Origin of the sequence: Vibrio sp. YQ_11 (assembly GCF_043103065.1) — a bacterium.
GTDB lineage: Bacteria > Pseudomonadota > Gammaproteobacteria > Enterobacterales > Vibrionaceae > Vibrio > Vibrio parahaemolyticus.
On sequence record NZ_JBICJM010000035.1, the window covers coordinates 62051 to 87331 of the forward strand.

20 protein-coding genes and 1 pseudogene are annotated in these 25281 nt (G+C 44.7%); 12 read left to right on the top strand and 9 right to left on the bottom strand.

Going from position 1 to position 25281, the window contains the following annotated elements:
• Nucleotides 1–220: 220 nt before the first annotated feature.
• Entirely contained in the window at nucleotides 221–1630 is a 1410-nt protein-coding gene (locus ACF8EG_RS13740; RefSeq protein WP_005454568.1) for a porin, read from the top strand.
• A gap of 43 nt (nucleotides 1631–1673) precedes the next feature.
• Here ACF8EG_RS13740 and ACF8EG_RS13745 read toward each other — a convergent pair whose 3' ends face one another.
• The 6 genes from ACF8EG_RS13745 to bcsE form a co-directional block, all read right to left on the bottom strand.
• Entirely contained in the window at nucleotides 1674–1856 is a 183-nt protein-coding gene (locus ACF8EG_RS13745; protein WP_071651861.1) for a hypothetical protein, read from the bottom strand.
• Nucleotides 1857–2396: 540 nt separating this feature from the next.
• Nucleotides 2397–2858, bottom strand: a complete 462-nt coding sequence (locus ACF8EG_RS13750; protein ID WP_005454539.1) for an NfeD family protein — start codon at nucleotides 2856–2858, stop codon at nucleotides 2397–2399.
• A 9-nt stretch (nucleotides 2859–2867) separates the two neighbouring features.
• Nucleotides 2868–3785 (bottom strand): SPFH domain-containing protein, encoded by a 918-nt coding sequence (locus ACF8EG_RS13755; RefSeq protein WP_005454552.1) that lies wholly within the window; start codon nucleotides 3783–3785, stop codon nucleotides 2868–2870.
• 158 nt (nucleotides 3786–3943) lie between these two features.
• A complete protein-coding gene (gene bcsG / locus ACF8EG_RS13760; protein WP_169592680.1) occupies nucleotides 3944–5569 on the bottom strand; it encodes a cellulose biosynthesis protein BcsG in 1626 nt (541 codons plus the stop codon).
• Nucleotides 5569–5745 (bottom strand): hypothetical protein, encoded by a 177-nt coding sequence (locus tag ACF8EG_RS13765; protein ID WP_169592676.1) that lies wholly within the window; start codon nucleotides 5743–5745, stop codon nucleotides 5569–5571. The genes bcsG and ACF8EG_RS13765 overlap by 1 nt, the downstream gene beginning before the upstream one ends.
• Nucleotides 5742–7325, bottom strand: coding sequence for a cellulose biosynthesis protein BcsE (gene bcsE, locus ACF8EG_RS13770; RefSeq protein ID WP_097371337.1), 1584 nt, complete (start codon nucleotides 7323–7325; stop codon nucleotides 5742–5744). The genes ACF8EG_RS13765 and bcsE overlap by 4 nt, the downstream gene beginning before the upstream one ends.
• Nucleotides 7326–7595: 270 nt before the next feature.
• Between bcsE and ACF8EG_RS13775 the strand changes: the two are divergent.
• The 7 genes and pseudogenes from ACF8EG_RS13775 to ACF8EG_RS13805 all read left to right on the top strand — a co-directional run bounded on the left by ACF8EG_RS13775 (nucleotide 7596) and on the right by ACF8EG_RS13805 (nucleotide 19450).
• Nucleotides 7596–8624 (top strand): annotated as a pseudogene (locus ACF8EG_RS13775) (IS630 family transposase).
• A 79-nt stretch (nucleotides 8625–8703) separates the two neighbouring features.
• Nucleotides 8704–8901 carry a hypothetical protein gene (locus ACF8EG_RS13780; RefSeq protein ID WP_025499879.1) on the top strand — a complete coding sequence of 66 codons (198 nt, stop codon included), beginning with the start codon at nucleotides 8704–8706 and terminating at the stop codon, nucleotides 8899–8901.
• Nucleotides 8898–9677, top strand: coding sequence for a cellulose biosynthesis protein BcsQ (gene bcsQ / locus ACF8EG_RS13785; RefSeq protein ID WP_021484815.1), 780 nt, complete (start codon nucleotides 8898–8900; stop codon nucleotides 9675–9677). Before ACF8EG_RS13780 ends, bcsQ begins: the two co-directional genes overlap by 4 nt.
• Nucleotides 9678–9680: 3 nt before the next feature.
• Nucleotides 9681–12314 carry a UDP-forming cellulose synthase catalytic subunit gene (gene bcsA / locus ACF8EG_RS13790; RefSeq protein WP_025555972.1) on the top strand — a complete coding sequence of 878 codons (2634 nt, stop codon included), beginning with the start codon at nucleotides 9681–9683 and terminating at the stop codon, nucleotides 12312–12314.
• Complete coding sequence (gene bcsB, locus ACF8EG_RS13795) at nucleotides 12304–14589, top strand: cellulose biosynthesis cyclic di-GMP-binding regulatory protein BcsB (protein WP_169609221.1); 2286 nt, start codon at nucleotides 12304–12306, stop codon at nucleotides 14587–14589. Before bcsA ends, bcsB begins: the two co-directional genes overlap by 11 nt.
• Nucleotides 14589–15695, top strand: coding sequence for a cellulose synthase complex periplasmic endoglucanase BcsZ (bcsZ, locus tag ACF8EG_RS13800; RefSeq protein WP_129830345.1), 1107 nt, complete (start codon nucleotides 14589–14591; stop codon nucleotides 15693–15695). The genes bcsB and bcsZ overlap by 1 nt, the downstream gene beginning before the upstream one ends.
• On the top strand, nucleotides 15686–19450 hold the full coding sequence (locus ACF8EG_RS13805) for a cellulose synthase subunit BcsC-related outer membrane protein (protein WP_169609223.1): 3765 nt from the start codon (nucleotides 15686–15688) through the stop codon (nucleotides 19448–19450). The genes bcsZ and ACF8EG_RS13805 overlap by 10 nt, the downstream gene beginning before the upstream one ends.
• A 59-nt stretch (nucleotides 19451–19509) precedes the next feature.
• Here ACF8EG_RS13805 and ACF8EG_RS13810 read toward each other — a convergent pair whose 3' ends face one another.
• From ACF8EG_RS13810 to ACF8EG_RS13820, 3 genes are all read right to left on the bottom strand, one after another.
• A complete protein-coding gene (locus ACF8EG_RS13810) occupies nucleotides 19510–20364 on the bottom strand; it encodes a co-chaperone YbbN (RefSeq protein ID WP_005454528.1) in 855 nt (284 codons plus the stop codon).
• A 448-nt stretch (nucleotides 20365–20812) separates the two neighbouring features.
• The gene (locus ACF8EG_RS13815) at nucleotides 20813–21640 is read right to left on the bottom strand and encodes an SDR family oxidoreductase (protein ID WP_023624137.1); all 828 of its coding nucleotides are present in this window, start codon (nucleotides 21638–21640) and stop codon (nucleotides 20813–20815) included.
• A 38-nt stretch (nucleotides 21641–21678) separates the two neighbouring features.
• Nucleotides 21679–22596, bottom strand: coding sequence for a TIGR01777 family oxidoreductase (locus ACF8EG_RS13820; protein ID WP_020840238.1), 918 nt, complete (start codon nucleotides 22594–22596; stop codon nucleotides 21679–21681).
• Between the two features lie 285 nt (nucleotides 22597–22881).
• On the opposite strand from ACF8EG_RS13820, the gene ACF8EG_RS13825 reads away from it, so the two are divergent.
• From ACF8EG_RS13825 to ACF8EG_RS13840, 4 genes are read left to right on the top strand one after another with little or no spacing between them, the layout of a single operon-like run.
• Nucleotides 22882–23616 (top strand): DUF1538 domain-containing protein, encoded by a 735-nt coding sequence (locus tag ACF8EG_RS13825; protein ID WP_020840239.1) that lies wholly within the window; start codon nucleotides 22882–22884, stop codon nucleotides 23614–23616.
• The gene (locus tag ACF8EG_RS13830) at nucleotides 23613–24404 is read left to right on the top strand and encodes a DUF1538 domain-containing protein (protein WP_005454529.1); all 792 of its coding nucleotides are present in this window, start codon (nucleotides 23613–23615) and stop codon (nucleotides 24402–24404) included. Before ACF8EG_RS13825 ends, ACF8EG_RS13830 begins: the two co-directional genes overlap by 4 nt.
• A complete protein-coding gene (locus ACF8EG_RS13835; protein WP_005382084.1) occupies nucleotides 24394–24744 on the top strand; it encodes a P-II family nitrogen regulator in 351 nt (116 codons plus the stop codon). Before ACF8EG_RS13830 ends, ACF8EG_RS13835 begins: the two co-directional genes overlap by 11 nt.
• Entirely contained in the window at nucleotides 24741–25148 is a 408-nt protein-coding gene (locus ACF8EG_RS13840) for a CBS domain-containing protein (protein WP_005454537.1), read from the top strand. The genes ACF8EG_RS13835 and ACF8EG_RS13840 overlap by 4 nt, the downstream gene beginning before the upstream one ends.
• Nucleotides 25149–25281 lie beyond the last annotated feature (133 nt).

Sequence of the window (25281 nt, forward strand, 5' to 3'; positions counted from 1 at the left end):
GGCGTGGCTCATATTTTTTTAGAAAAAAAATAAGTTCCGTTTGGATGTTTTTAGGTGCGAAGTTAGTCTTAATGGCGTGGATACACGGTGTGTATGCAGGAACTAAAAAAAGCCAAATTAGAAATAATGAGGTTTAATCAGGAATTTACTTCTCTCCTTCGGCGGCCAACTAAAGGTGAGATAGAAAAATACAGCTATATCCATTTTTAGGAGTTTTTCCATGGACAAATTTTTTAAGGTTTCAGCGTTAACTGCAGCAATGTTTGGTGTTGTTGCTGTTGCTCCAGCTACTGCATCGACTGAGAGTGCAGCGGGTGGTGAATACGTAGAGAAAGTGAACGAATTTATGCATGACTCTAGTCTTAATGCAATGTTCTTAGTTGACACTCGTTCACGTACACGTACTACAGGTAAACCTGGTGGTGAGAACGGTGACCGTTGGAGCCGTCTAAACTACTCTTCTTACAACGCTATCCTAGACTTCACTTCTGGCTACCACGATGGTTGGGTTGGTGCAGATGTTGCGGCTTACTACTCTGGTGATCTTTACAACGACAGCCTTTACAACTCAAACGAAGGCTACCTATGTAACGAAATCTCAACCTGTAACAACCTAGACTGGGGTGCAGGTGACGGCCAACAACTTAAAGTTTACAAAGCTGCGCTTAAATTCAAAGCAAACGAAAACTTTAACGCTCGTGTAGGTATGCTACAAGCTGGTGGTAACGGTACTATTGGTAACGTATGGAGCTTTGTACCTGGTACTTACCGTGGCTTCGAACTAAACGCTAAGCTAGGCGACTTCAACCTAAGCTACTTCGGTGCAGACCAATTCACAGCACCTTGGCTACTTCACGAAGATGACTACGCACCAGCGCTTTGGTCTGACACTTCATGGAGCTACCTACACTCTCTAGGTCTAAACGGTAACCTAACTGACAGCTTGTTCTTCCAAGTTGGTCTTGGTCAAGCGACTGGCGTTAAATACGCAAATGGTATCGACTGGGGTGCAGGTCAAGTAACTAGCTACCACAACGAAACTGACAACACATCTTACAAAGCTTACTTGAAGTACACAGTAAGTGACCGTACAACTCTTGCATTTGACTTCTACGGTGTTGATGACGATGTGAAATACGATGGTCTAGGTTTCCATACTGGTCTATCTTTGAACCAGTCTTTCGGCAAGCTAGCATGGATGTCTGAACTACGTTACACAGACACAGACAACCGTTCTGACTTCGTTCCACGTACGATCCATACTTACGGTATGAACAACGGTACTTGGTCTCAGTGGTGGGATGCTCTATCTGACTGGAACAAAGCGGGCGAGCTAGCATGGTACAACCGTCTATCTTACAACCAAGGTAACGGCTGGAACTACTACTTAGGCTTTGGTTACGGTTCTGGTGCTGACTCAGCTGCAAGCGGTGCATCTGGTGACTGGGATTACGAAAGCGAGTACGCATTCAACGCAACAGTATCTTACTCTCTACAGAGTGGTGCGCTTAAAGGCTCTACAATCCGTCTGCACGGTACAATCCTAGAGCGTGACGAGTACGCTGGTGCTGGCGACGCGGACGAGACAGACCTACGTCTACAAGTTCTTATCCCTTACAGCTTCCACTAATCAATTAGTGAATAATCAAAAAGGAGCCTAATGGCTCCTTTTTCTATTTTACTTCTCTGCCGTCATACATTTTGCAATATAACGGTGGCAGCATGTGGACATTACCATTTGGTAATTCGCATTTCACTTCAGGTGCTAATGTTCTTCCTCCTGAAGCGCCATTTGCTTGAATAGTAAATGGAATTGTAGCTGAACATATTAATAGTATTCCGGCTAATAATTTCATAACGATCACCCTCTATGTTTAAGACTTTATTACGCCTGTTACCCAAAGTTTGTGTATTTGGCGTGCTAAGTGCTCAAACAAAAACATGTCTCTCTACCTTAATACCGCTCACACATACCGCAGTAAATGGTGTCACCCATTGTGTGTCCAACCGCGCTGGAACAAACTCTGCCTTTGGCATGGTGAGGACCAACTCAGTTATCAATAAAACGGTAGGAAAGACTTTTCTACTTACCTAAAATATAAGCATTTACCTTTATGCTTATGGATTAAGTATGTATAGGGAGTTGGAAAGATCAAAAATTAATTCAACACTGTTTTATTTTTTATATTGAAATTAGATTGAAAATGACTGGAAGCAGTGAACTATCTTTTTGATTAATTCTTAGTTGATGAATATCAATAGGATTTACAAGATGGAATTTAATAATATTTATATTACTTATTTTCTAAGGACAAATTGAATAACACGATGAAATAAAAAGAATTGAGAGAAAAGAAAGTAATGAAGCAGTCTTTACTTCATTACTTTGACATAAATTACTCAGAAATAGGCTCCACAATGAGGATTATTCCATCGATCGCGACGATTTTTACACGAGTACCAGCTCGGATATTTTGCTCACATTGTGCTGACCAGGTGGTATCGGCGATGCGAATTCTGTTTAACCCAATTGAAAAATCTTCCTCAAGTATCACGCTGCGGCCAATCAACTGCTTGTACTTTTGGTTGAGATCTCTTGTTTGATCATCTTGTTTGTCTCTTGACCACTGGCGTCGCCACCATAACCAAGTTGTCAGCAAGCTGAAAGTCGCGAAAGATAGCCATTGAAGTTGCCAGCCGAAAGGGAGCACTGCCAATAACGCTCCCACTAATAACGCCGATAACCCCAACCACAGAAAGTAACCCGCTGTACCAAGTAGCTCAACGGCAAGCAGCACAAAGCCGAATGCAAGCCAGTGCCAAAATGTTATGCCATCAAGCAGGTTGAACAAGTCCATAACTGGGTCCTAATCTTTATTTTGTTGTTTAAACATTTCTGCGATGCCCGCAACAGAGCCCATGAGTCCGGTTGCTTCCAAAGGTAGCATAATGATTTTTCCGTTTTCAGCTTGACCAATACTCTTGAGAGCTTCTGTGTAGCCTTGCGCGATGAAGTAATTAACGGCTTGCATATCGCCTTTTGCGATGGCTTCGGAAACCATGTAAGTCGCTTTTGCTTCCGCTTGAGCAGCACGCTCACGCGCTTCAGCATGGAGGATAGCAGACTGTTTTTCACCTTCTGCTTTTAAAATCTGCGATTGTTTGTGACCTTCTGCTTTGAGGATTTCTGCCTGACGGACACCTTCAGCCTCGAGAATTTCAGCACGTTTATTACGCTCTGCTTTCATCTGAGCGTTCATTGCTGCAGTTAGATCGGCTGGTGGCTGAACATCTTTGATTTCAATACGCGTGACTTTTACGCCCCAAGGGTTTGTTGCTTGGTCCACAATCGCTAGCAGCTTGGTATTGATCATGTCACGTTGGCTCAGCATTTCATCGAGTTCCATCGATCCAAGTACGGTACGAATATTCGTTAGCGTTAGATTACGAATCGCGTGTTCTAAATCGTTTACTTCGTAAGCCGCCTTAGCCGCATCGATAACTTGAACGAAACCAACTGCATCGATCACCACGTTTGCGTTATCTTTTGAAATGACCTCTTGTGCTGGAATATCAAGCACACGTTCCATCATATTTACTTTTTGACCAATTTTATCAACGAATGGAATGATCAAGTTTAAGCCCGGCTTTAATGTGTGGGTGTAGCGTCCAAAGCGTTCAACTGTCCAGTTGTTTCCTTGTGGAACCGTTTTGATGGCTGAAGACAAGATAACGACAGCGAGGACGACGAAAATACCGATAGTGATCAGTGAATCGATAGGCATGATTTATTCCCTTGAGTGCATAATAACTGATTCATTTTCACGCATTTTTGGGTTGTAGACAATCGAAGATGTTGAGAAGAAACGATAGCGGGGCGATTTTAGGCAAAACAAAGGCCGGAAGTTCCGGCCTTAGGCAGCATCGTATGGTTTAGTTGGAACTACTTTGTTGGGTATTCAATCCAACTAGAACCATCAAGAGAAACATAATACTTTCCTTGTACTTCAATCACAGTAGAACCGGAGTTCTGCGCGACAATGCGTGTTTCTGGTAGGTTCTCCGTCAATATTGAAGGGCTAAACGTCTTACTTTGATAAATGTTTTTATCCAGAATATTCGACACGAGCTGTGACAACGCCAGATAGCTAGAGGGCGCATTGACGTGTTCTGTGCTGCCCTGACGTTGAATTCCTTCTCCGAAGATTTTAATTCCTACCGGGGTGTGAACGATCGTTGGCGCAGGAATTTCTCGCATACCTGAAATCTGCATTCGGTCTCCTCGCATACCACCACCATGTTCTGGTACCAAGGCCACAACAATGTTGCGCTTTGAGGACTCTAAGGTTTTAAAGAACGCGTAGAGATCATCAAGCAAATTCTTAAGGCGCATTTTGTAGCTAGCAATGGATGTGCTTGAATTCGTATTGATGATCCGGTTTCCATCGTGCAGTGAAATTGAGTTGTAGAGTGCCACGACTTTGTCGTCACTACTGTTAAGTCTTTGCTGCCACCAGTTATCCAGTACTTGCTTATCGCGGAAGATCGAAGAGCCATCAAAAGATTTTTGGTAAGGAGCCAAACCTTCTTGAGACATAAGAGCCGCTTGTAAGTCACCGTCTTTCTTGATCAATTCAAGGAAGCTATCGAAGACACCATTGTGGTTCATCAGTAAATTTTCTTTGAAGCCTAGCTCTTTCAAACTTTCGAACAAGTAGCACTGTTTTGAAGGTGCGGGTTGGAACAGTTGACTGTGTTCCTGTTGACCGCAATTGGCTCGTAGCAGACGAATGACCGCAGGCCCGCTGTATGACGTAGCGGAACTAAAATTGTCGAACATGATGTCAAACTCTTTGAACAGAGGATGATCGGCCAGTCCTGCAATTTCGATGTCATCCCACGCGACCGAACAAATACTCAAGAACAACAAATCAAAAGGAGCATCCATTGCGCTGCTAGTATCGAATGTCACACGTCGAGAAGCTTCTTTAGAAAAGAAATCTGCAGTTAACGTGTTGAGACTTGCATCGTTAATTTCCGTTATTTGAGGTTGTTTGCTAGCAGTAACCTCGGTTGGTGGCTGTTGTTGAGTTACTTCTGCAGCCACTGTTGTCGGAAGTTCCGTCGTCATTGGCATACTTATATAGATCATAGCAATAACCACAAAGACTGAAACTCTAACGAACTTGCTCAAAATAAAGTACGCACCACACAAAGCGAGCAATCCGAGAATTGCTTGGAATGATAAAAATCGTCCCAAAAGTTCGACCAGATAACTCAATTCAAACTGCATTAATTGTCCCGCTTGAGCCCAAAGACGGTCTAGCGGAGGGAGATAAGAATCGTAATGCAAGAGCCACGCTGCGGCGACAAATACAACGATATGACGCACCGTATTTAGGCTTTTTATCGAGATTGGCAGCAGGATGAAGATCAACAGCGCAAAGTTTTCCATTGGGTGGAAATCGATGATTCCCTGAAAATAGAGCGCTATTTTTGCGATAAAGTAAATGTTCCACCAGCCCAATCCTATAGTGAAGGGGGTAGAGTCATGAGAATGCGATGTCATTACTTAAGCTTCTTGGTGTTAGTGGTTGATGTATCTAGCTCAAAATAGCGCGAGCGTTTTAAGTGCTTGTGGTAAAAGCGTGTGGTTGCGTTTACTAGGTCACGAAGAAAGTATCCTAGGAGTAGGCCAATACCTAAGCTGATACTCGCGGTCAGTAAAAAGTCGTTAATATTCATGAACTTTCCTTAAGATCAATGGCCTTTTTGACAGCAAACAAAGGGAGAACATCAACCATGGAATTGGTGGTGGTATGGAATATTTCCCTCTCTGTCGTCAAGGTTGAAACGTCATCGGATATGACGGCTTCATCTTGAACGATGAATTTTAGCTCTGTTTCGATATCTAATTGAGTATCAAACGTGTGAGTTGAGTGAAACAAGTCTCTCACTGGAAACTCAAATATATTGTTTAGTGCAATATCAATATCGCTTTGTCGAATAGCACTGAACAAGACATATAGAGCTTTTTTGCAGGCTGTCACAACGTCGCCATCTCTTCGAACATGGCAAAGACGTAAACATTCCTCTGCCGTCATGCCTGGCAATAAGTTCAGCTTGATGAGCGCAAAGTTCACACTTGAGTGTGTTGAATGGGAAATGACGTCAATACAGTATTGGTTAAAGTCCTGGTTTTGTAAGTAGCCTTTGCTACCAAACTTAAGGTCATACTTTAAGAGCGCCTCTAAACTGTCAGGAATTGGGCGTGTAAGCATTTGGCCTTGAATTGCTTCAACCTGAGTCATAAAGCGCATATGGGGGATCTGCGCATGTGAAATGAAGTTCGCCCCCGCGCGAAGTAAGAACTTTTCATCTGCATATCTCAGACATTGTTGGGTCTCCCTGACAATAATCTTTAGCTGACGACCATATGCGGACCTTAAACGGTAGCAATCTAACGCGATCTGTTGAACTTCGCTTTGGTTATCACAGCTGAAAACAATAGTTGAAGAGCGAGGGTTGTTTAACATCGCTATGAGTTCTTGATTACTCTCGGCCATACGCATCCCTTTTGGGGCTTTCTCGTTTTCTCTGAAGGCTCTTCTACTGATATATATTCTATCACTATCCGATTTGTCTTCCGGTATGACACGAGATTGATGCGTTTCGTAAGGCGTTGCTTTTAGCTTCTTATCTTTAGTGCTAGAGAGAAGGTACTCGTCTTGGGAAATTACACCGTGTTTATTGGACCAAAAATCCACAAGATAGCAGTAGCGAGCGTCATCTAATGATGTCATGGTCGCCAAACCTGCAATGTATCTATTATGAGAAATCAGAATGGGCTTTAATAGTGAAGTCGTCAGATGCCCATATATACAAACACTAATAGTGAGTTTTTTATTATTTGCCAGTTCATTTAAGTTTTGTAGGAAAATACTTACAAAATAATCGTCACTTGATGATACCAGTGAATCTGGAACTACTAATATATATGTAGAGAGTTTCTTTATATTTGTTTGATGAATATCTTTTGCAAGCTTTATAGCGTTTGGCGCTTTATTTGTGAATTTGTGGCTAAGAAAAAAACACTGTTCAAGATAATTTTTAGATAAGTCATTGAATTTGCATAAGGCCTCATCATTCAATGCAGACAAAAAAGTTTCCTTGTCTGTAAAGCTTGTAAGTGAAGTGTTGTTATTTGCTGGTAGCGTACTGAACAAATAATCAATAACCATTTGCTTATGTGTAAATAAGTTTACATAAACAGAATTTATCTCTCGTTCAGAAGTAATTGCGGATAACCCGGAGATTGCTGACATCAAAAGGCCTTATAATCAATGGTTTACTGTTGTTGTGCGTTGTGGCTTACAATCCGCTGTATGCTAATCGTTACAATGTTACTTTTCTTGGCGACAAGAAAATGACGCCGAGATATTAAACGAAATTGATCAAAAATTAAAATAGTTATAGCATTGTTTCATATGATGTTTATAAGTTTAAACTCAATAATTTGCAAGTCTATGATTTACTATACCCGTGATCATTGAAGATGCTTGATTTTTCCTTAAAGCAGGATCATGCTACGCACCATGAAAATAATACTGACTCCTCAACAGAAACAACAACTCGAAGTGATGCACGATTCAACTCGTGATGGTCGAGTGCGTGACCGCATCAAAGCGGTTTTACTTGCGTCTGAAGGCTGGAGTCAAACGATGATTTCTTAAGCGCTTCGTATTCATGAATCGACCGTTGCTCGTCATCTCAGTGACTATGTCCTCTCTGAAAAACTTAAGCCTGAAAATGGTGGTAGCCAGAGCCGACTTTCTGCTGAGCAAACCATGCAGCTTATCGAACATTTATCCGAGAAGACGTACTTTCATACCCATCAAATAGTCGCTTATGTGAAAGCCGAGTTTGGTATTCGCTATACCGTTGCAGGCATGAACAAATGGCTACATCATCACGGCTTTTCATATAAGAAGCCGAAAGGTGTACCGCACAAGTTTAATCCAGAGATGCAGCAAGCCTTTATCGAATACTACAACGAGACGCTAAGAAACAGCGAAGACCCTGTGTTATTTATGGATGCCGTTCATCCTACGCAGTCAACAAAACTCAGTTATGGCTGGATACGTAAAGGCCAAGACAAAGTGATTGAGACAACAGGCAGTCGAACTCGTCTTAATATTATCGGTGCGTTACCGCTTCAAAATATTGGCGCAACGGTGACAGACACGTATGACACGATAAACAGCGAGAGCATTGTTCGCTTCTTCTGGAAGCTCAAAAAGGAGCATTATCCGTTGGAGCAAAAAGTTCACCTAGTGCTTGATGGTGCCGCCTATCATCAGTCAGAGTTGGTGAAAAATGCGGCAAAAGTGCTCAATATCGAGCTTCATTACTTACCGCCTTACAGTCCAAATTTAAATCCAATAGAGCGGCTTTGGAAAGTGATGAATGAGCATGTGAGGAACAATATTTACTTCTCCTCCAAGCCAGAATTTACTTCAGCCATCAAAGAGTTTTTCGATGTAACGTTACCAGAAGTTGCAGGTACACTCGTATCCAGAATTACGGATAATTTTCAGATATTGAAACCTGTATCTTCAAGTTGAACGGGTATATACTGCAAAGAGTAACTGGCGGGATTGCCATTACCGCAGTTTAAACACCGTTATATTGTGAAAAAATGTTATGACTGAGTCTGCAAAAGATATTAATTCGATCTACTCTTCTTATAACTTATCTCAACATAAGTATATTGAAACAACAGAAAACGAGTCTTACGTGCAAGCTAAAAATAAGTGGTTGGTCTTTCAAGCCAACAGTGCTCGTAATGCTCTGCCTCAAGTGCGTAATAAGCAGAAAGGTTTAGAAACGGAAGCGATATGAAACGCCTTCTTTTTGTTAGTTTAAAAGGTGGTTGTGGCTCAACTACCGTCGCTGCGAACTTGGCACAAGCATTAGTTAAGATAAACAAACAGGTACTGGCCATTGAGGTGGTGCCTAACAGTTTACTGCAAACTCATCTTGGCTTGCCCCAGGAAGAGAAAGATGGCTGGGCGAAACAACTTCTTTCAGATAAACCTTGGACCCAGGCTGGTTATGAAAGCCCACAAGGTGCACTTTTTTTACCGTTTGGCCATCTGAATTCTGAGCAGTTAAAAGCGTTCTTTAACGAGCGTTCTCACTACCTATCAATGCTAGGTGAAATGACGTTGCAAGTGAGCGAAAACCGTGGTGAGCAGTGGCTGCTTTTTCACGCCGACTTAGCAGAGCTTACTGATCCTGAAGTGCGATCTTTTGTCGACTCAATGGATATGATTGTGGTGGTGGTAACGGCAGATGCCCTGAGTTATCTCACTCTTCAATCTTGGCTACAACATGAAGAGCTATCGAGATTGCTTCGCTCTGACAAATTACGTTTTTTGGTGAATAAGTATCAGCCAGAAACCGAAATTGGTCGTGATTTCATGTTGGTGCTGAAAAAGGAACTTAGCGAATCGTTGATTCCTGTTTCGATTCATCGAGATACGGCATTGCTTGAATGTGTGGCAAACCTGACGACCGTTCAACACTATTCGCCATCGAGCCAAGCCGCAAAAGATTTTCAGTCTTTTGCTTTTTGGTGTGTATCAGCGTTATCAAGCGCTCAGGACCAAAGCTAATTTATGCGAAGTCTTAATCTGATTTTCCAACGCTGGGTAGTGGACCAATTCAGACTACAGAAGAAAGCTTACGAGCAAGCCTGGAATTGCAAAACAAACTGGGTTGGGGAGTGTGCTTTGTCTTTTTGGTTTTCATTGAGTTTTGTATTTTTAAAGCCGGTTATTTCGGGTGTTCCCTCATGGAAACTGCCTTTGGTTTACTATCCAAACGTTAATTTTGCTGCGCCGAGATGGTTTGATCCTGTGCGTTTTGTTATCCAAAGCGTGTGGTTACTTTGCTTCAAGCAAAACGTAAGTACAGCATGGTCCAAAAAAACCAGCAGCTTAGCGATGACTTTAGCCGAACAAATTCGCAATGCGTTCTACTTGCCATTTGAATTGGTTGCAAAAAGCGTCCGCTGGTTAGAACAGACAGCGAACAACATCAAAGATCCACAAGTTCGAGAGCGTATTAAAGCAAGTAAGTCAGCGATGGCGTTGAACTACACCTTGCTGTTTTTCGTGGTGTTAATCGCTTTGCTTTGTTTTACGGTGCCATTTGGTTATCAGGCTCAGACTGTCTTTGTGTTGTTACTCTGGGCATTAGCGATGATGGTTCGTCGCATGCCGGGTCGTTTTCCTACCATGCTTTTGATCATCTTGTCGGTTACGGCCTCATGTCGATACTTGTGGTGGCGTTATTCGTCTACCCTGAACTGGGACGATCCTGTTGCTTTGTTTCTAGGGGGCGTTTTACTTCTAGCTGAGACGTATTCTTGGATTGTGCTGATGCTTGGCTATTTCCAAAATATCTGGCCATTGAATCGCAAACCAGTATCGATGCCACCGGATCAGTCAACTTGGCCAACCATTGACTTGATGATCCCTACTTACAACGAAGATCTCGATGTCGTGAAAGCGACGGTTTATGCCTCGTTAGGTGTCGATTGGCCGAAAGATAAACTCAACATCCACATTCTGGATGACGGCAAGCGTGATAGCTTCCGAGATTTCGCCAAAAGTGTAGGGGTGAACTACATCCGCCGCCCAACGAATGAACATGCGAAAGCCGGTAACATTAACTATGCGTTGAAGCAGACCAGCGGTGAGTTTGTTGCGATTTTTGACTGTGACCATATTCCTACACGAGCATTCTTTCAGCTCACAATGGGGATGTTCCTGAAAGATCCCAAGTTGGCGCTTATTCAGACGCCGCACCACTTCTTCTCACCGGATCCGTTTGAGCGTAACTTATCGAACTTTCGTAACGTGCCAAACGAAGGCAACTTGTTTTACGGCCTGATTCAAGATGGTAACGACTTATGGGATGCTACTTTCTTCTGTGGTTCTTGCGCTATTTTACGTCGAGAGCCTTTAGAGGAAGTCGGCGGCATTGCAGTCGAAACCGTGACGGAAGATGCGCACACTTCTTTGCGCATGCACCGTTTAGGCTATCGTTCTGCGTATCTTAAGCAGCCGATTTCTGCTGGTTTGGCGACAGAGACATTGTCTGCACACGTTGGGCAACGTATTCGTTGGGCTCGCGGGATGGCGCAGATATTTAGGGTAGATAATCCATTGACTGGAAAGGGTCTTAAGCTCTCTCAACGGCTTTGTTACGTCAATGCCATGCTGCACTTTCTATCTGGTATCCCGAGGATTGTATTCCTGATCGCACCATTGGCTTATTTGTTGCTGCATTCCTACGTGATTTATGCGCCAGCGCTGGCGATCATTTTGTACGTATTGCCCCATATGATCCACGCGAGCATGACCAACTCTCGTATGCAGGGTGACTACCGTTATTCATTCTGGGGTGAGGTATACGAAACCGTGCTTGCTTGGTATATCGCAAGGCCAACAACGGTGGCTTTGTTTGCACCCCATAAAGGGACATTCAACGTAACGGCAAAAGGCGGTTTGGTTGAAAAATCTCACTACGATTGGGTGATCTCCCGACCATATTTGGTTTTGGTTGCACTCAACATTCTGGGCTTTGCTGTAGGGATTTACCGAATGGGGTGGGGGCCTCAAGACGAAATAGGTACGGTTATCGTGAACCTCGTTTGGACGATGTACAACTTGTTGATTTTAGGTGCTGCTGTCGCCGTTGCGGTAGAAGCCAAACAAGTGCGAAAAGATCACCGAGTAGAGGTAGCGATTCCTGTCGCGGTAAGGCTTCACTCAGGGCACTTGATTCAAGCGCAGATGAAGGATTTCTCTTTGGGTGGCGTGCGCATTGAAATAGACGGAGTCGATGAACCAACCTGTGCGTACCTACTTGGCCAAACCTTAGAAGTGATCCTCAATCGCGGTGGTCAAGAATTCGTGTTCCCGATGACGGTTGCCTATGCTCATAAGGGGATATTTGGTTTACAACTCAACGAATTGTCTCATCAACAACAAATCCAATACGTCCAATGTACATTTGCACGTGCAGATACGTGGGCGAAATGGCAACAAGGCTATCAATCAGATAAGCCTCTATCGAGTATGCAGGCTGTACTGCAAGTCGGCTTTAATGGATACAAACGCTTGCTGCAACATTGTCCTAAGTTTGTTCAGGCCAGTGTGGATGCACTTTTATTTTGTATCGAATTTATTTGGTCACTAAGACCTCGTTATGTCCCAATCAGGACCTCAAGTCATGCTAAATAATAAAAAACTAACAGCGTTGACAACGGCTATCACTCTCATGTGTATGTCGGGCAGTCTCGCGGCACAAGAAGTAAGTCAGCAACAACCAACGCCTTTGGCACAGCAAGATGCTGAAAATTCGACCGTATTTAAGCGTGTCATTCCATTTAGTCAATTGGGTTACAGTGGTTCAATTGCTATTCAAGGCAGTGAGGCCAGTGCTTATATTGGTTTCGGTTCGCGACTCGATGAGGTGGTGTCTAAAGCCACGTTGCACTTTGACATCACACCTTCACCAGCGTTGCTTTCTTTGGTTTCTCACGTCAAAGTGTATTTGAACAACGAGCTTATGGGAGTGGCGTCAATCGTCGATGGTCAGCAAGGTAATAAGTTGAGCTTATCGATGCCGCTGGATACTCGTTACTTCAGCAACTACAACCAAATTCGCTTTGAGTTGATTGGGAATACTCAGAAAGACTGTGCTAACCCAAATGACTCGAGCATTTGGGCCGAGATCAGCCAAAGCAGTCGAATTGAAATGTTTGCCCAAAAGACAATGCTGGAAAGTGACTTGAGCTTGTTGCCAGCGCCGTTTTTTGATGTCCGTGATTTTAGCCAGTTAAATCTGCCCATCGTTATGGGTGGCAAATACGATCTGGATGATGTCAAAGCAGCCGGTGTCTTGAGTTCTTACTTTGGTGCTCTTGCAGGTTGGCGTGGTGCTCAATTCCCTTTTAGTGTCGACACGTTACCTAAGCGCAACGCCATTGTCTTTGTTACCAATGACAACAAACCTGAGTTTCTGAGAGATTTTCCAGATACGGATGGCCCTCGTCTTCAAGTCATCACTCACCCAACTGACCCGTACGTGAAGCTTCTTCTAGTGATAGGCCGTGACAGTAAGGATCTTAACGTTGCGGTGCAAGGTTTGGCGTTGGGAAACCAACTTCTTACTGGGCCAATCGCGAAGATTAATGAAGTCAAACAAATCAAACCACGAGTCCCGTACGATGCGCCAAACTGGGTGAGTACGGCTCGTCCCGTTGCATTATCTGAATTAGTCGAACAAAAAAGCATGTTGCAAGTGGAAGGTCGAACGCCTCCTCCAATCAACGTGAGTTTGCGCTTACCACCCGATCTCTTTACTTGGCAGAGCCGTGGTATACCGATGGATCTTAACTATCGGTATTCGCCACCTGCTGCGGATCATTCTGGTTCTCGCCTGACTTTGAGCATCAATGACCAATTCATTGAGGCGTTCAACTTAACCACAAAAGGCCAAGGTGGTGAGTCTAACCGTGTGCGTGTTCCTCTATTAGATGACAGTATTCTGAGTGGCGATGCGCTTGTTCGTATTCCGGCCTTTAAAGTTGGCAGTAAAAACCAAATCGAGTTTGAGTTTGGCTTTGCGTCGGTGACCGATGGGCAATGTCAGGTGACGCAACCAAGTAAGCAATACGCGGTCATTGATGGTGACTCTACGGTTGATTTTAGTGGTTTCCCTCACTACATCGAAATGCCAAATATGCGCGCTTTTGCTACTTCTGGTTTCCCTTACACTCGCATGGCCGATTTGTCAGAAACTGCGATTGTTGTTCCAGAGAGAGCTCCAAAAGAAGTGTTGCAGACCTTCTTAAACGTCATGGGGTCGTTAGGGCGTGATTCTGGGTACCCAGGTATTCAGGTGCTTTTGACAGACAAATGGAATGCTGAGCAACTAAAAGATAAAGACATCCTGACGATCGGTGTTGTGGATGCACTAGAAGAAGCCGCTAATAATCCTGACCAAGTGAACTTAGTGGTTAAAGAGGGTCAGAGACAAATTCGCCTACCAAGCAAAAATGAAAAGCAGCTCGGAATGAACTGGATGAGTCCAAGTGATGCTCGTCAAGTGGCCGCGGATTATGTTTCTGTTGAGGCTGAGGGCTCTTTTGCTGCTATTTATGGTGCAGAATCGCCATTTACGAAAAAACGCAGCGTCATTTCTATTATGGCGGCTCACCCGTCAGATTTTTCGTCGGTTGATCGCGCGTTGGCTGACTCCGGTAAAGTGGAGCACATGTTTGGCTCGGTGGTGACGTTGAGAAATAACGAAGTAGCAAGCTACAACGTGGGGTCGCACTACTATGTCGGTAAGCTTCCTGTGTGGCAGCTCGTTTGGTATCACTTCTCTAATCACCCAGTCATCGTCGCGTGCTTTGCCGCCTTGCTAGTGGTGATCGTAACCATTGTGCTTTGGCGCGTATTACGTCAAGTCGCGTCTAGACGTTTAGAAAAAACTGAGGAAGAGGAATAATGAAAAAACTCATCTCGTTCCTTATGTTGTTCGTGTCTCCTTACTTGTGGGCTAACACCTGCGAGTGGCCACAATGGGAAACATTTAAGTCGGTATACATGGAGCAAGGCCGAGTCGTTGATGGCAGTGATGAGCGTATGATTACGACCTCGGAAGGTCAATCTTACGCATTGTTCTTTGCCTTGGTTGCCAATGACCCTAAAACCTTCGATCAGGTTTTAAAATGGACTCAATCACATTTGGCTGGTGGGGATTTGACGGCAAGGCTTCCTGCTTGGTTGTGGGGAAGAAAAGAAAATGGTCAGTTCGGAGTGTTGGATTCTAATCCAGCGTCAGATTCTGATTTGTGGATAGCGTACTCCCTCGTTGAGGCGGGAAGATTATGGAATAACTACTACTATCAGACCCTTGGACATCTGATCGCGAGTCGTATTTTACGTGAAGAAACCGTCAACGTTGCAGGAGTTGGAACGGTATTGTTGCCAGCTCCAACTGGCTTTGATGCCGACAGCCAGTACCGTGTGAATCCGAGTTATGTTCCGTTACAACTGATTGCTCGTATGCAGTTTCTGTACCCACAATACAACTGGGATTCAATGTATAAGGCAAGTGTTCACATGCTAGAGAAAACGATGCCAGCTGGCTTTAGCCCAGACTGGGCGACATTGAGAAATGGTCGTTATAGCTCAGATGGGGTCACTGGGCCGATAGGCAGTTACAACGCGATCCGCACTTATCTTTGGGTGGGCATGTTAAATGACCAAGTTTCAGAAAAAGCAGTATTAGTGCAAAAAATGCAGCCGTTTGTGGCGGCAACCAAAGCCCTTGGTGCGCCAGCGAGAGAAGTAAATACTGAAACGGGTAAATATACCCAAGCAGGAAGCGCAGGTTTTTCTGCTGCGGCTCTTCCGTTGCTCGCGGCTTCTGATGAATCTGCGCTGTTGGAGGCGCAGTTCAGTCGTGCTCAAAATGAACTTGTGATGGACAAAAACGATCATTATTACGACAACGTATTAAGTCTATTTGGGCTTGGTTGGCATGCAGAACGTTACCGTTTTAGTGTGCAAGGTGAATTGCTTCCTGCATGGAGCGAGAGATGTCAGTAACAGGACGTGCGTTATGGTGGATTCCACTGGTTGCTTTGGCGACTGGTGGCGTCGGCACTGTGCATGCAGAAAGCTTTAGTTCAAAACCTCTGACAAAGTCGCAGCTCGCACAGGTCTACAAACCTATCGAGCTGGTTCAATTTCCCACATCATTAGCACGAGTTGACTCGGTTGAGTGGTTAGTTGAGCAGCTAAAACTAGCAGATGCGATTGGCCGAGATGATATTGTCGAGAGTACTCTAGAGAGGCTGTTCGCGATTGAAGAAAGCAATCCAACGGGGCTTTTCTATCAAGCAAATATGTATCTGAAACGTAAGCAGCCAGAATTAGCAAAACCCGTATTTGAGCGCTTAATCAGGCAGGCGCCTCATTCGCCTCAAGCGAAAAACTTGTCATCGATTATGGCCATTCAGAGAGAGAAAAGAGCGGATTATCAGCGCGCCCAGTTGCTTGCAAAATCTGGTCGTTACGATGAAGCGATTCAAGCTTACAAAGCTCTTTTTCCAAATGGAATGCCATCACCAGCGTTACAACTTGAATTCCTACAGTTGCAAAGTAATTTGCCTGGCAGTTGGAGCTCGGTAAAACAGGGACTGGAACGTTTAAATGCAAATTATCCTAGTGTTCCGTCTTTTCAACTCGCGTTAGCCAACCACATTCGCAAAGAGAATCCTGCCGATCCATGGATTCTCGATACCTATAAAAAGTTAGCGCTTGCTCCTTCGGTTGGAACAAATGCGGCAACGTCGTGGTTGCGTGCATTGGATCAATTGCCTATTTCAGATCAAGTTGTTCAGCAATATGCCATTTTAGCTAGTTACTACCCGTCTGACATGGAGATTCAAAGAGCGAATCAAAGCGCGAAAGATCGCTGGAAAAAGGAAAAGGAACTACGAAAAGACCCCACCTATCTCGCTAAGCTCAAAGGGTTAACGTTGCTCGAGGAAGATAAAACCGACCAAGCAGAAGCTCAGCTGCGTTATGCGTTGACGACTCGTCCGCGAGATCCTGAATTGCTCGGTGCTATGGGCAAGGTTTATCTACGTAGAGGGCAGCAGCAAAAAGCGCTCGAATACTTTAAACAGGCTCAGCGCTTAGATCATAATCCTGACTCGGCCTCAAAATGGGCAGCGCTAATCGAGACGTCTCAATATTGGGCGTATCTTGATCAAGGTGATGCCTTGGTCGAAAAAGGCCAGTTTAAGCAAGCAGAAAGCGTTTATCACAAAGCGATTCAAGTAGATAAATCCCAACCTTATGCTTATGCATCATTAGGCTCTTTGTATCTTGTACGAGAAAATTATGCCGCGGCAGAGAAGGTTTTCAAACAAGCTTTGCAACTGGACAGTAGCAATAGCTCTGCATTGCGTGGTCGTTTAGATGTTCGTATTCAGCAGCAAGATTGGTCTGGCGCGGAAGCACTCGCGCGCAGTTACTCTGCCCCACAGCAGAAAGTGGTCGCTGAAAAAATAGCGAGCATCAAGTCGGAAGTTATTTTGACTCGTCTGCGGATCGCAATCGCTCAAAATGATCAGGCAACGATGAAAGCGTCCGTAGAGGAATTGATAGCGCTACAGCCAACCTCCCCATGGTTAAGGCTTGATATTGCTGACGTTATTCATTCCATGGGCGACAAAGTACACGCGAATACGCTGATGTCCAATTGGGCTACATCTAATAATGACCCTGAAATGAAATTTGCTTACGCGCTTTATCTCGCGCAGGACTTCAAAGTGAATGAGGCCATCGCTGAGCTAGAGAGCATCGCACAACATGACATGACAGACGCAATGCAGCGCAATTTAACCCGCTTGAAGCTTGATGCTCAGTTGAGAGACATCCAAACGCGTTACTTAGCTTCTCCTGAATCAGCAACGGCGACATTACGTGCACTAGAGTCGGATTATCAAGGTCAAATTCAACCGCTCGCTCGTCTAGTGAGTGCGTGGTTAGACATTGATGAAGTTAAGGAAGCTGAGAGGATTTTCCAAAGCATTTCGTTTGCAGAAGATTGGTCAACCGATGACAAACTGGCTTACGGCAGCATGATGGTAAGCTTAAATCACTTTGAAGATTTTGATAGTTGGTATGCGAGCTTAGCATTAAATTCTGCAACACAAGATTTAAGTGCTTCGGAAGCATTACAGTTTGATGAACTCAAAACCCGTCGACTGTTGAGTCAAGCGGATCTGATGCTTGTTAATCAACAGCCTAAGCTTGCGTTGGATTTGTATGAACAAGTTTCTTTAAAGTCTGAGCCATTTAAAACTCAAGCAGAAATTGGCATGTTGCAAGCCAGTGCTTTGACTGGAGATGAAGCGACGTATCACGATATACACCTCATTTTGAATAAAAAGCGCGATAGCTTAACTGCGGCACAGTTGATGACAGTGGCCGCGGTGTTTAATCAACAAGGCTATCGAAATGACGCTAATGCGCTAAATCAGTTGTTGGGTGCGATGCCTGATGCCGACGCATTAGCGTTTCGCAATAGCATGTCTATAGCAATGGAAAATCAACAGTGGGCGTTAGCTGAAACACGCGCCTATCAAGCCTTAAATCATGACCGAATGGATAAAAATCGTGAACCTGAAGAGGCAAAAAAAGAACCCCCAAGCTTACGCGAGCTATATGATACTGCTGACGACTACTGGTTGACTCGTAACGTCAAATCGGACATCGATAAACTGCATGATCGGAGTGATGGTCATGTCATGATTGGCTGGGATTACAGTGCACGAGATGGTCGTAATACTTCGAATCAAGTGCCCGTAGAAGCACGAATCCCGATTGAGAGTTGGGATGGGCATCTGTTGCTAAAAGCCGATTATGTTTCTATCGATTCAGGTCAGTTGGACTACTATGAAAAAACCACCGATTCTGACAGCACTTCGTTCCAAAATGACGCATCAGGTATGGCATTTGGAGTGGGCTGGCAAGCTGAAGATTGGTTGGTCGATATCGGCACGACACCAATTGGTTTCGACCATACCACATGGGTTGGTGGTGTACGCATCAATGGGGATCTAGGTGAGTTAGGTTGGACTGCAGAAGCTTCGCGTCGCCCAGAGACTAGCAGCACGCTTTCTTATGCTGGAATGTCTGTCCCTAGTGGCACGACTGACCCTCAAGGGACTAAATGGGGTGGGGTTATCCGTACTGGTGTGAAGTTGAACTCAAGCTGGGACACTGGTGGGCCTTACGGTTTTTGGAGTAGCTTGCAGTATCATAGTTTGACTGGTGAAAAGGTTGAAGACAACACTCGTTTAGGCGTGTTAGGTGGGGCGTACTATAAGTTAATTGCAAGGGATGACCAGCGTTTAAGTATTGGTACGAACTTAATGTACCTTGATTACGACAAAAATTTGGGTGAGTACACGCTAGGTCACGGTGGCTACTACAGCCCGCAAAGTTACTTCTCGGTGTCTTTACCTATCAACTTTTATGGTCGATACAACAGCTCTTGGTCATATCAGTTGAGTGCGTCCGTCTCCAACTCTTGGACTAAGGAAGACGCACCATACTTATCGACAGTAGCGACGTCAGACAAAGGTGGTGGTTTTGGTACATCGTTGCAAGCAGCGGTGGAAAAGCGAGTCAGTAAACGTTGGTACCTTGGCGCATTAGTCGATGTGCAGCGTTCTGAGTTTTATACTCCAAACCATTTCATGCTTTATGCCAAATACACCTTTAATGATCGTTGGCAACCAATAGAATATCCACCAGCAGCGCCTATGCTGTATAGCGACTTCTAACAAAAAACAAAGGCCGGATTTCCGGCCTTTATTGTCTTATTTTTAGAAGAACTCTGCGCTTAGTACAAGATGGAGTACAGCTGGCGACGATATTTACTTGCAATAGCGTTGCCTTGTCCTAATGCGCTTAGGATATCCATAAAAGTTTTCTTCACTTCGCCATCTTGCGCGCCTAGGTTTACTTTTAAAATGTTCCAAAGTAGCTCTAGCGCTTCTTCATCACGACCCACTTGGTTGTATTGTACTGCTAGCTCACATGCCAATTCGAAATTGTCTGGGTTAGCTGCCAACTCTTGTTCCAAGCGCTTTAATTCTGGACTTTCAGCCGCTTGCTGATGCAGTTCCAGTTTCGCGATTAAGCTTTTGTAAGAGTTGTCTTGATACTCCAGTGGGATGGTTGCTAACAACTCTTGTGCTAATTCGAATTGTTTGGTTTCTAGCAAACAATCGGCTTTCGCTAATTTTACATCACCGCGTGATTGCAGTTCATCTGACAGCGTTTGAATGACGTTCAGAGCTTGTGCATGTTCGCCTTGTTGAAGCAGTTCGCTTACTTGCTTCAATAGTTGCTCGTCAGGGCTTGGCAAATGTTTTTGTAGCATTGCGCCAATCGCTTCGATTGGTTGAGGCCCGCCTAAGCCATCGACCGCTTGTCCATTAACAAACAACGCGATTGTTGGCAGTACTTGCACACCAAATTGGGAAGCAAGCGCTGGTTGATCTTCACAGTTCAGCAGAGCCAATGTAAAAGCACCATTGTACTGTTGAGTGAGAGCTTGCAACTCAGGTAGCACTTGTGCGCTTTCTGGTTGAGCGTTGGCCCAAAAATGAATCAGAACGGGCGTGTTCATTGATCCTTCAAGCACTTCTCTAAAATTCTGTTCTGTTAACTCAACGATAAATGGGGATTGCATCTGAGTGTCCTTGCTTTTAATTCAGGTCGATGTCTGTAGATATGGAGCTAATTGAATGGAAAATCAAGCGGGTCGAGCATATTAGGAAAAACGCTGCCGAAGCAGCGTTATCCTATTTGCAAGCGAAAGTGCAATTAAATTGGAGGTTCTCGCACGTTAGATAGCAGAGCATGGCATCGTGCAAGGTGTGGTATCAAAATAGGATGAACATCGTCAACACTACACCCACACTAAGCCAGTTCAGCTGATTTAATGTCATTGTTGCCTCGCATTCGTACAAAACATACTGGGTGGCGATACCAAATCTTTTTAAGTTCAAAATCTTAAGAGGAAGTCTTAATTGATAAACTTAATAAGAAATTGATTCGAGCTCGTGAGGTTTTTTTAACCTACGTGCTCATAATGACATCACATTGTTACGATGAAATTACATTACGACAAAATATTTCTATGCAGCTTGTCGCAAAATTTTATCGAGGACACGAGTGGGTAATAATCGTTTCAAAATCGCAAACAACTTGGTTGGTGTCGTAATGCGATAGCGAATTTTAGGTTTATTGCTGGTTAGTGCGTGAAGAACGGGTTCGATACAAGCTTCTGCCGGCAGCACGAATCGATTATTCGATTTATCGTTATCTAAACGCTTTTTCTGTCCTTCATACGCGATACGGTGAGGGCTTGAATCTACGTCAATCCATTGCTCAAAAGCGTGCAGAGCGTTGTGTCTAAATTGCGTTTCAATGGGGCCGGGCTCTATCAACGCCACTTTGATGTCGGTATCAGCAAGTTCGAGCCGTAATGTATCTGTCCACCCTTCTAGGGCAAACTTTGAGGCGTTGTACGCCCCACGATACTTCATTGCGGCAAAACCCAAGACGGAACTGTTTTGAATAATGCGTCCTTCACCTTGAGCACGCATAGTGGGTAGTACCTCTTGAACCAATTGGTGCCAACCAAAAAAGTTGGTTTGAAATTGCGCTTTCAATGCTTCGGTAGGCAGATCTTCTAATGCACCGGGCTGACCATATGCGCCGTTATTGAACAGGGCATAAAGCTGGCCTTGAGCCAATTCAATCGCTTGTTTTGCGCCACTAGTGATGCTTATTGGGTCGTCGAGGTCGAGCTGGATACAGGTTAACCCTTCTGATTGGAGTCGTTGAACGTCATCAAGCTTTCTACAAGAGGCGATGACGTTAAAGCCTTGTTTATGGAGTGCATGAGCACAAACGTACCCGATGCCCGTTGAGCACCCCGTAATGAGGATGGATTTATTCATGTGTTAGCTTAATGCGAGAGACAGATAAGCTTTATCATTCAACAGCTTCTATCTTGAAGCAAGTGCTTCAGTGCTGGTTCTATTCTTGAGTAACTAAATTTAAAGCCAAGCTCGGTGAGTTTCTTAGGTTTGGCTCGCATACTGTCAAACAACAAACATGCTGATTCTCCCATCGCCAATGCCATGACCCATTTAGGTGTGAATAGAATATGAGGACGTTTGAGTGTTTTCGCTAACGTGCGGCTAAATATCCGGTTAGTCACAGGGTGAGGAGCGCACATGTTGAAGGCACCATGCGCGTGAGGGGTTTCAAGCAGGTACATAATGGCACGAACCATATCGAGGATATGAATCCAAGGCATGTATTGATTGCCATTGCCAAGCGGTCCGCCTAACCCCAATTTGTAAGGCAAGAGCATTTTCGCGAGTGCTCCGCCATTAAGCCCGAGTACGACGCCTGTCCGGAGAAAGCAAACGCGGGTTTGTTCGGACTCGGCTCGTTTGGCGATTTGTTCCCACTTGGCGCAAACCATATGCGGGAAATCGTCGTTATTCACATGAAGACACTCATCGAACGGATGATCCTGCTGGTCGCCGTAATAACCCACTGCAGATCCGCTAAGAAACACAGAGGGCGGTTCGGTACTGGCGTGAATCAGCTCAACAATTTGCTCGGTAATTTTCCAGCGACTGTCGCAAATTTTCTCTTTTTGCTGCTCCGTCCAACGTTTGTCTGCGATTGGTTCTCCTGCGAGGTTGATGACGGCATCTATGTTGTTGAGATCGGCGAGTTCATCAAGAGAAGCAAGGTACTCGATATTACCTAAATCAGCGTACTGCAAGTGCTGTTTGGCTTGGTCTGGCGATCGGGTCAGTAACACTATCTGATGAGTGGTGAGCAGTTTGAGTAACTCAGACCCTATAAACCCAGTTCCACCTGTAAGTAATATCTTCATAGCATCTCTTTGAATGTCAATATATTAGAACATTATAGTCGTTTTGCGCCTCGCTTGATCAGTTCAGCGCTGCTTATCATGTGTTCTCCCATCTTTCAGATAAATTTTCGTGGTGGCTCATCCAGTTCACATATTAGGAAAATGTAACCAAATGTTAGTGGTGACATAAGGTTGTTCACGTTTGTGAGTAGAAATTTATGCCACACTGAGAGTAGATGATAAGGATATCACCGGACAGGTCTCGCCTTCAGAGCTAATAACTTGTTCGTCAAAGGGAGGATTTGCATGGAAGCACTCACTGCTTTGTTCCGCGCTCTGTTTAACAGTGCCCGCGATCTTCTTCCTATTGTAATTGTTATTACCTTCTTCCAATTGGTGGTTCTGCAAGAGCCTTTACCTAACTTGGTCTCGATTCTTTTTGGTTTGTTGTTGGTCATTTTAGGCCTGACGTTTTTTATTTTCGGGCTAGAACTCGGCTTGTTCCCCATTGGCGAAAATATGGCACAAGCCTTTGCTCGAAAGGGCAGTGTGTTTTGGTTATTGATTTTTGCGTTTTGCTTGGGGTTTGGAACCACGATCGCAGAGCCGGCATTGACTGCTGTTGCAGAAGAGGCCTCAGAGGTGGCGGCTGAAGGCGGGATGATCCCTAATACCGAACAATCCATGACGGAGTATGGCGTTGGCCTGCGGATCACGGTGGCTTTTTCTGTTGGGATTGCGATTGTGATTGGGGTGCTGCGCATCTTAAAAGGGTGGCCAATTCATTACATGATCATCGGTGGTTATGTTGGCGTTGTGACTCTCACTTGGTTTGCGCCAGAGTCGATCATCGGCGTTGCTTACGACTCGGGTGGCGTGACCACGTCAACGATTACCGTCCCTTTGGTGACGGCATTAGGAGTAGGGTTAGCTTCGGCCATTAAAGGGCGTAACCCTATGGTGGATGGTTTTGGGTTGATTGCGTTTGCCTCTTTACTGCCAATGATGTTTGTCATGATTTATGGGATGGCCGTTACATGATTTCATTCGAACATTTCTTAGATACGTTGCTGTCCACCATTCGTGATGTGATCCCGATTGCGGCGATTATTTTTGGCTTTCAATTGGCTGTGCTGCGCCGCCCAGTGAATAACCTCAAAAAAGTGTTGCTCGGTTTTGCATATGTCATTGTTGGGTTATCGTTATTTTTACTCGGTTTGGAGATGGCATTGTTTCCGTTGGGCGAAACAATGGCGGTGCAGTTGACCGCTCCTGAATTCGTCCGAGAGTTTAAAGTCTCTATTGGGCAGGCGTTAGAGTGGGTCGACTATTATTGGGTGTACACCTTTGCTTTTTTTATCGGCTTTAGTACGACCATTGCTGAGCCATCTTTGATTGCAGTGGCCATCAAAGCCAATCAAGTGTCTGGTGGCAGTATTAGTGTAAATGGCTTACGAGTTGCGGTTGCTTTAGGCGTAGCGATAGGTATCGCGCTTGGCAGCTATCGTATTGTGGTGGGCGACCCGATTCATTACTACATCATTGCGGGGTATATCGTCGTGGTGATTCAAACCTTTTACGCGCCTAAGTTGATCATTCCACTTGCCTACGATTCAGGTGGTGTCACCACCTCTACCGTGACAGTGCCTTTAGTGACGGCGCTTGGGCTAGGATTAGCGTCAACTGTGCCAGGCAGGAATCCGATGATTGATGGCTTTGGGCTTATCGCCTTCGCCAGTTTGTTTCCAATGATATCCGTAATGGGGTATGCGCAAATTACTCAGTGGCTTAATAAAGACACCTCGGAGGACGAAGAAAATGCGCTTTAAATTGATACTCGCGTTTGTTGAAGACAGCAAAACAGACAAGGTGCTCGATGCGGCTCGTGATGCAGGAGCAACGGGGGCGACCGTGATCAATAATGCTCGTGGTCAAGGTTTAAATCAGAAGCGGACGTTTTTTGGATTAACCCTAGAAGTACAAAAGGATGTTCTGCTTTTTGTGGTGGAAGAGCATCTTTCTCGGCACATACTTGAGACCATTAATGAAGTGGGAGAGTTTGACCGAGAGTCGGGGCAGGGGATTGCGATTCAAATTGATATCGAGGATGCCGTAGGTGTTGCGCATCAAGTCGAAACGTTGACCAAGGTGGTTGAGGATGAACTATGAGTAATCAAACGATAGTACGAGTAAGAGACGTCATGGCTGCTACTTACGTTATGGTAGATGGACTGATGACCGTATATGAAGGCATTACTCTGGCAAAGAAATATCAAGTGAAAGCGCTGGTGGTCAAAAAGCGCGATGACAACGATGAATACGGCATTGTATTAATGAATGATATTGCGAAGAAAGTGTTGGCAAATAACCGTGCCCCTCAGCGCACCAATATCTACGAAATCATGACTAAGCCTGCTTTGTGTGTCGATCCAGATATGAACGTTAAATACTGTGCTCGTCTGTTTGAGCGATTTGGGATCAGCCGCGCGCCCGTGATTGAAGATGGCGAAGTGATCGGCATGGTGAGTTACAACAATATCGTGATTAATGGCATGGTCAGAGAGGATGGCTAAACTGTGTAAGTAACATGCGTAATATTTTTCTCAAGTCAGCGACATGCGTCAATCTCTAAGATATTGATTATTAGTGATGTTGCATATATTTTCACAGGCGCTATTCTTTGTGCCCTAAGCATATAGTTGAGGA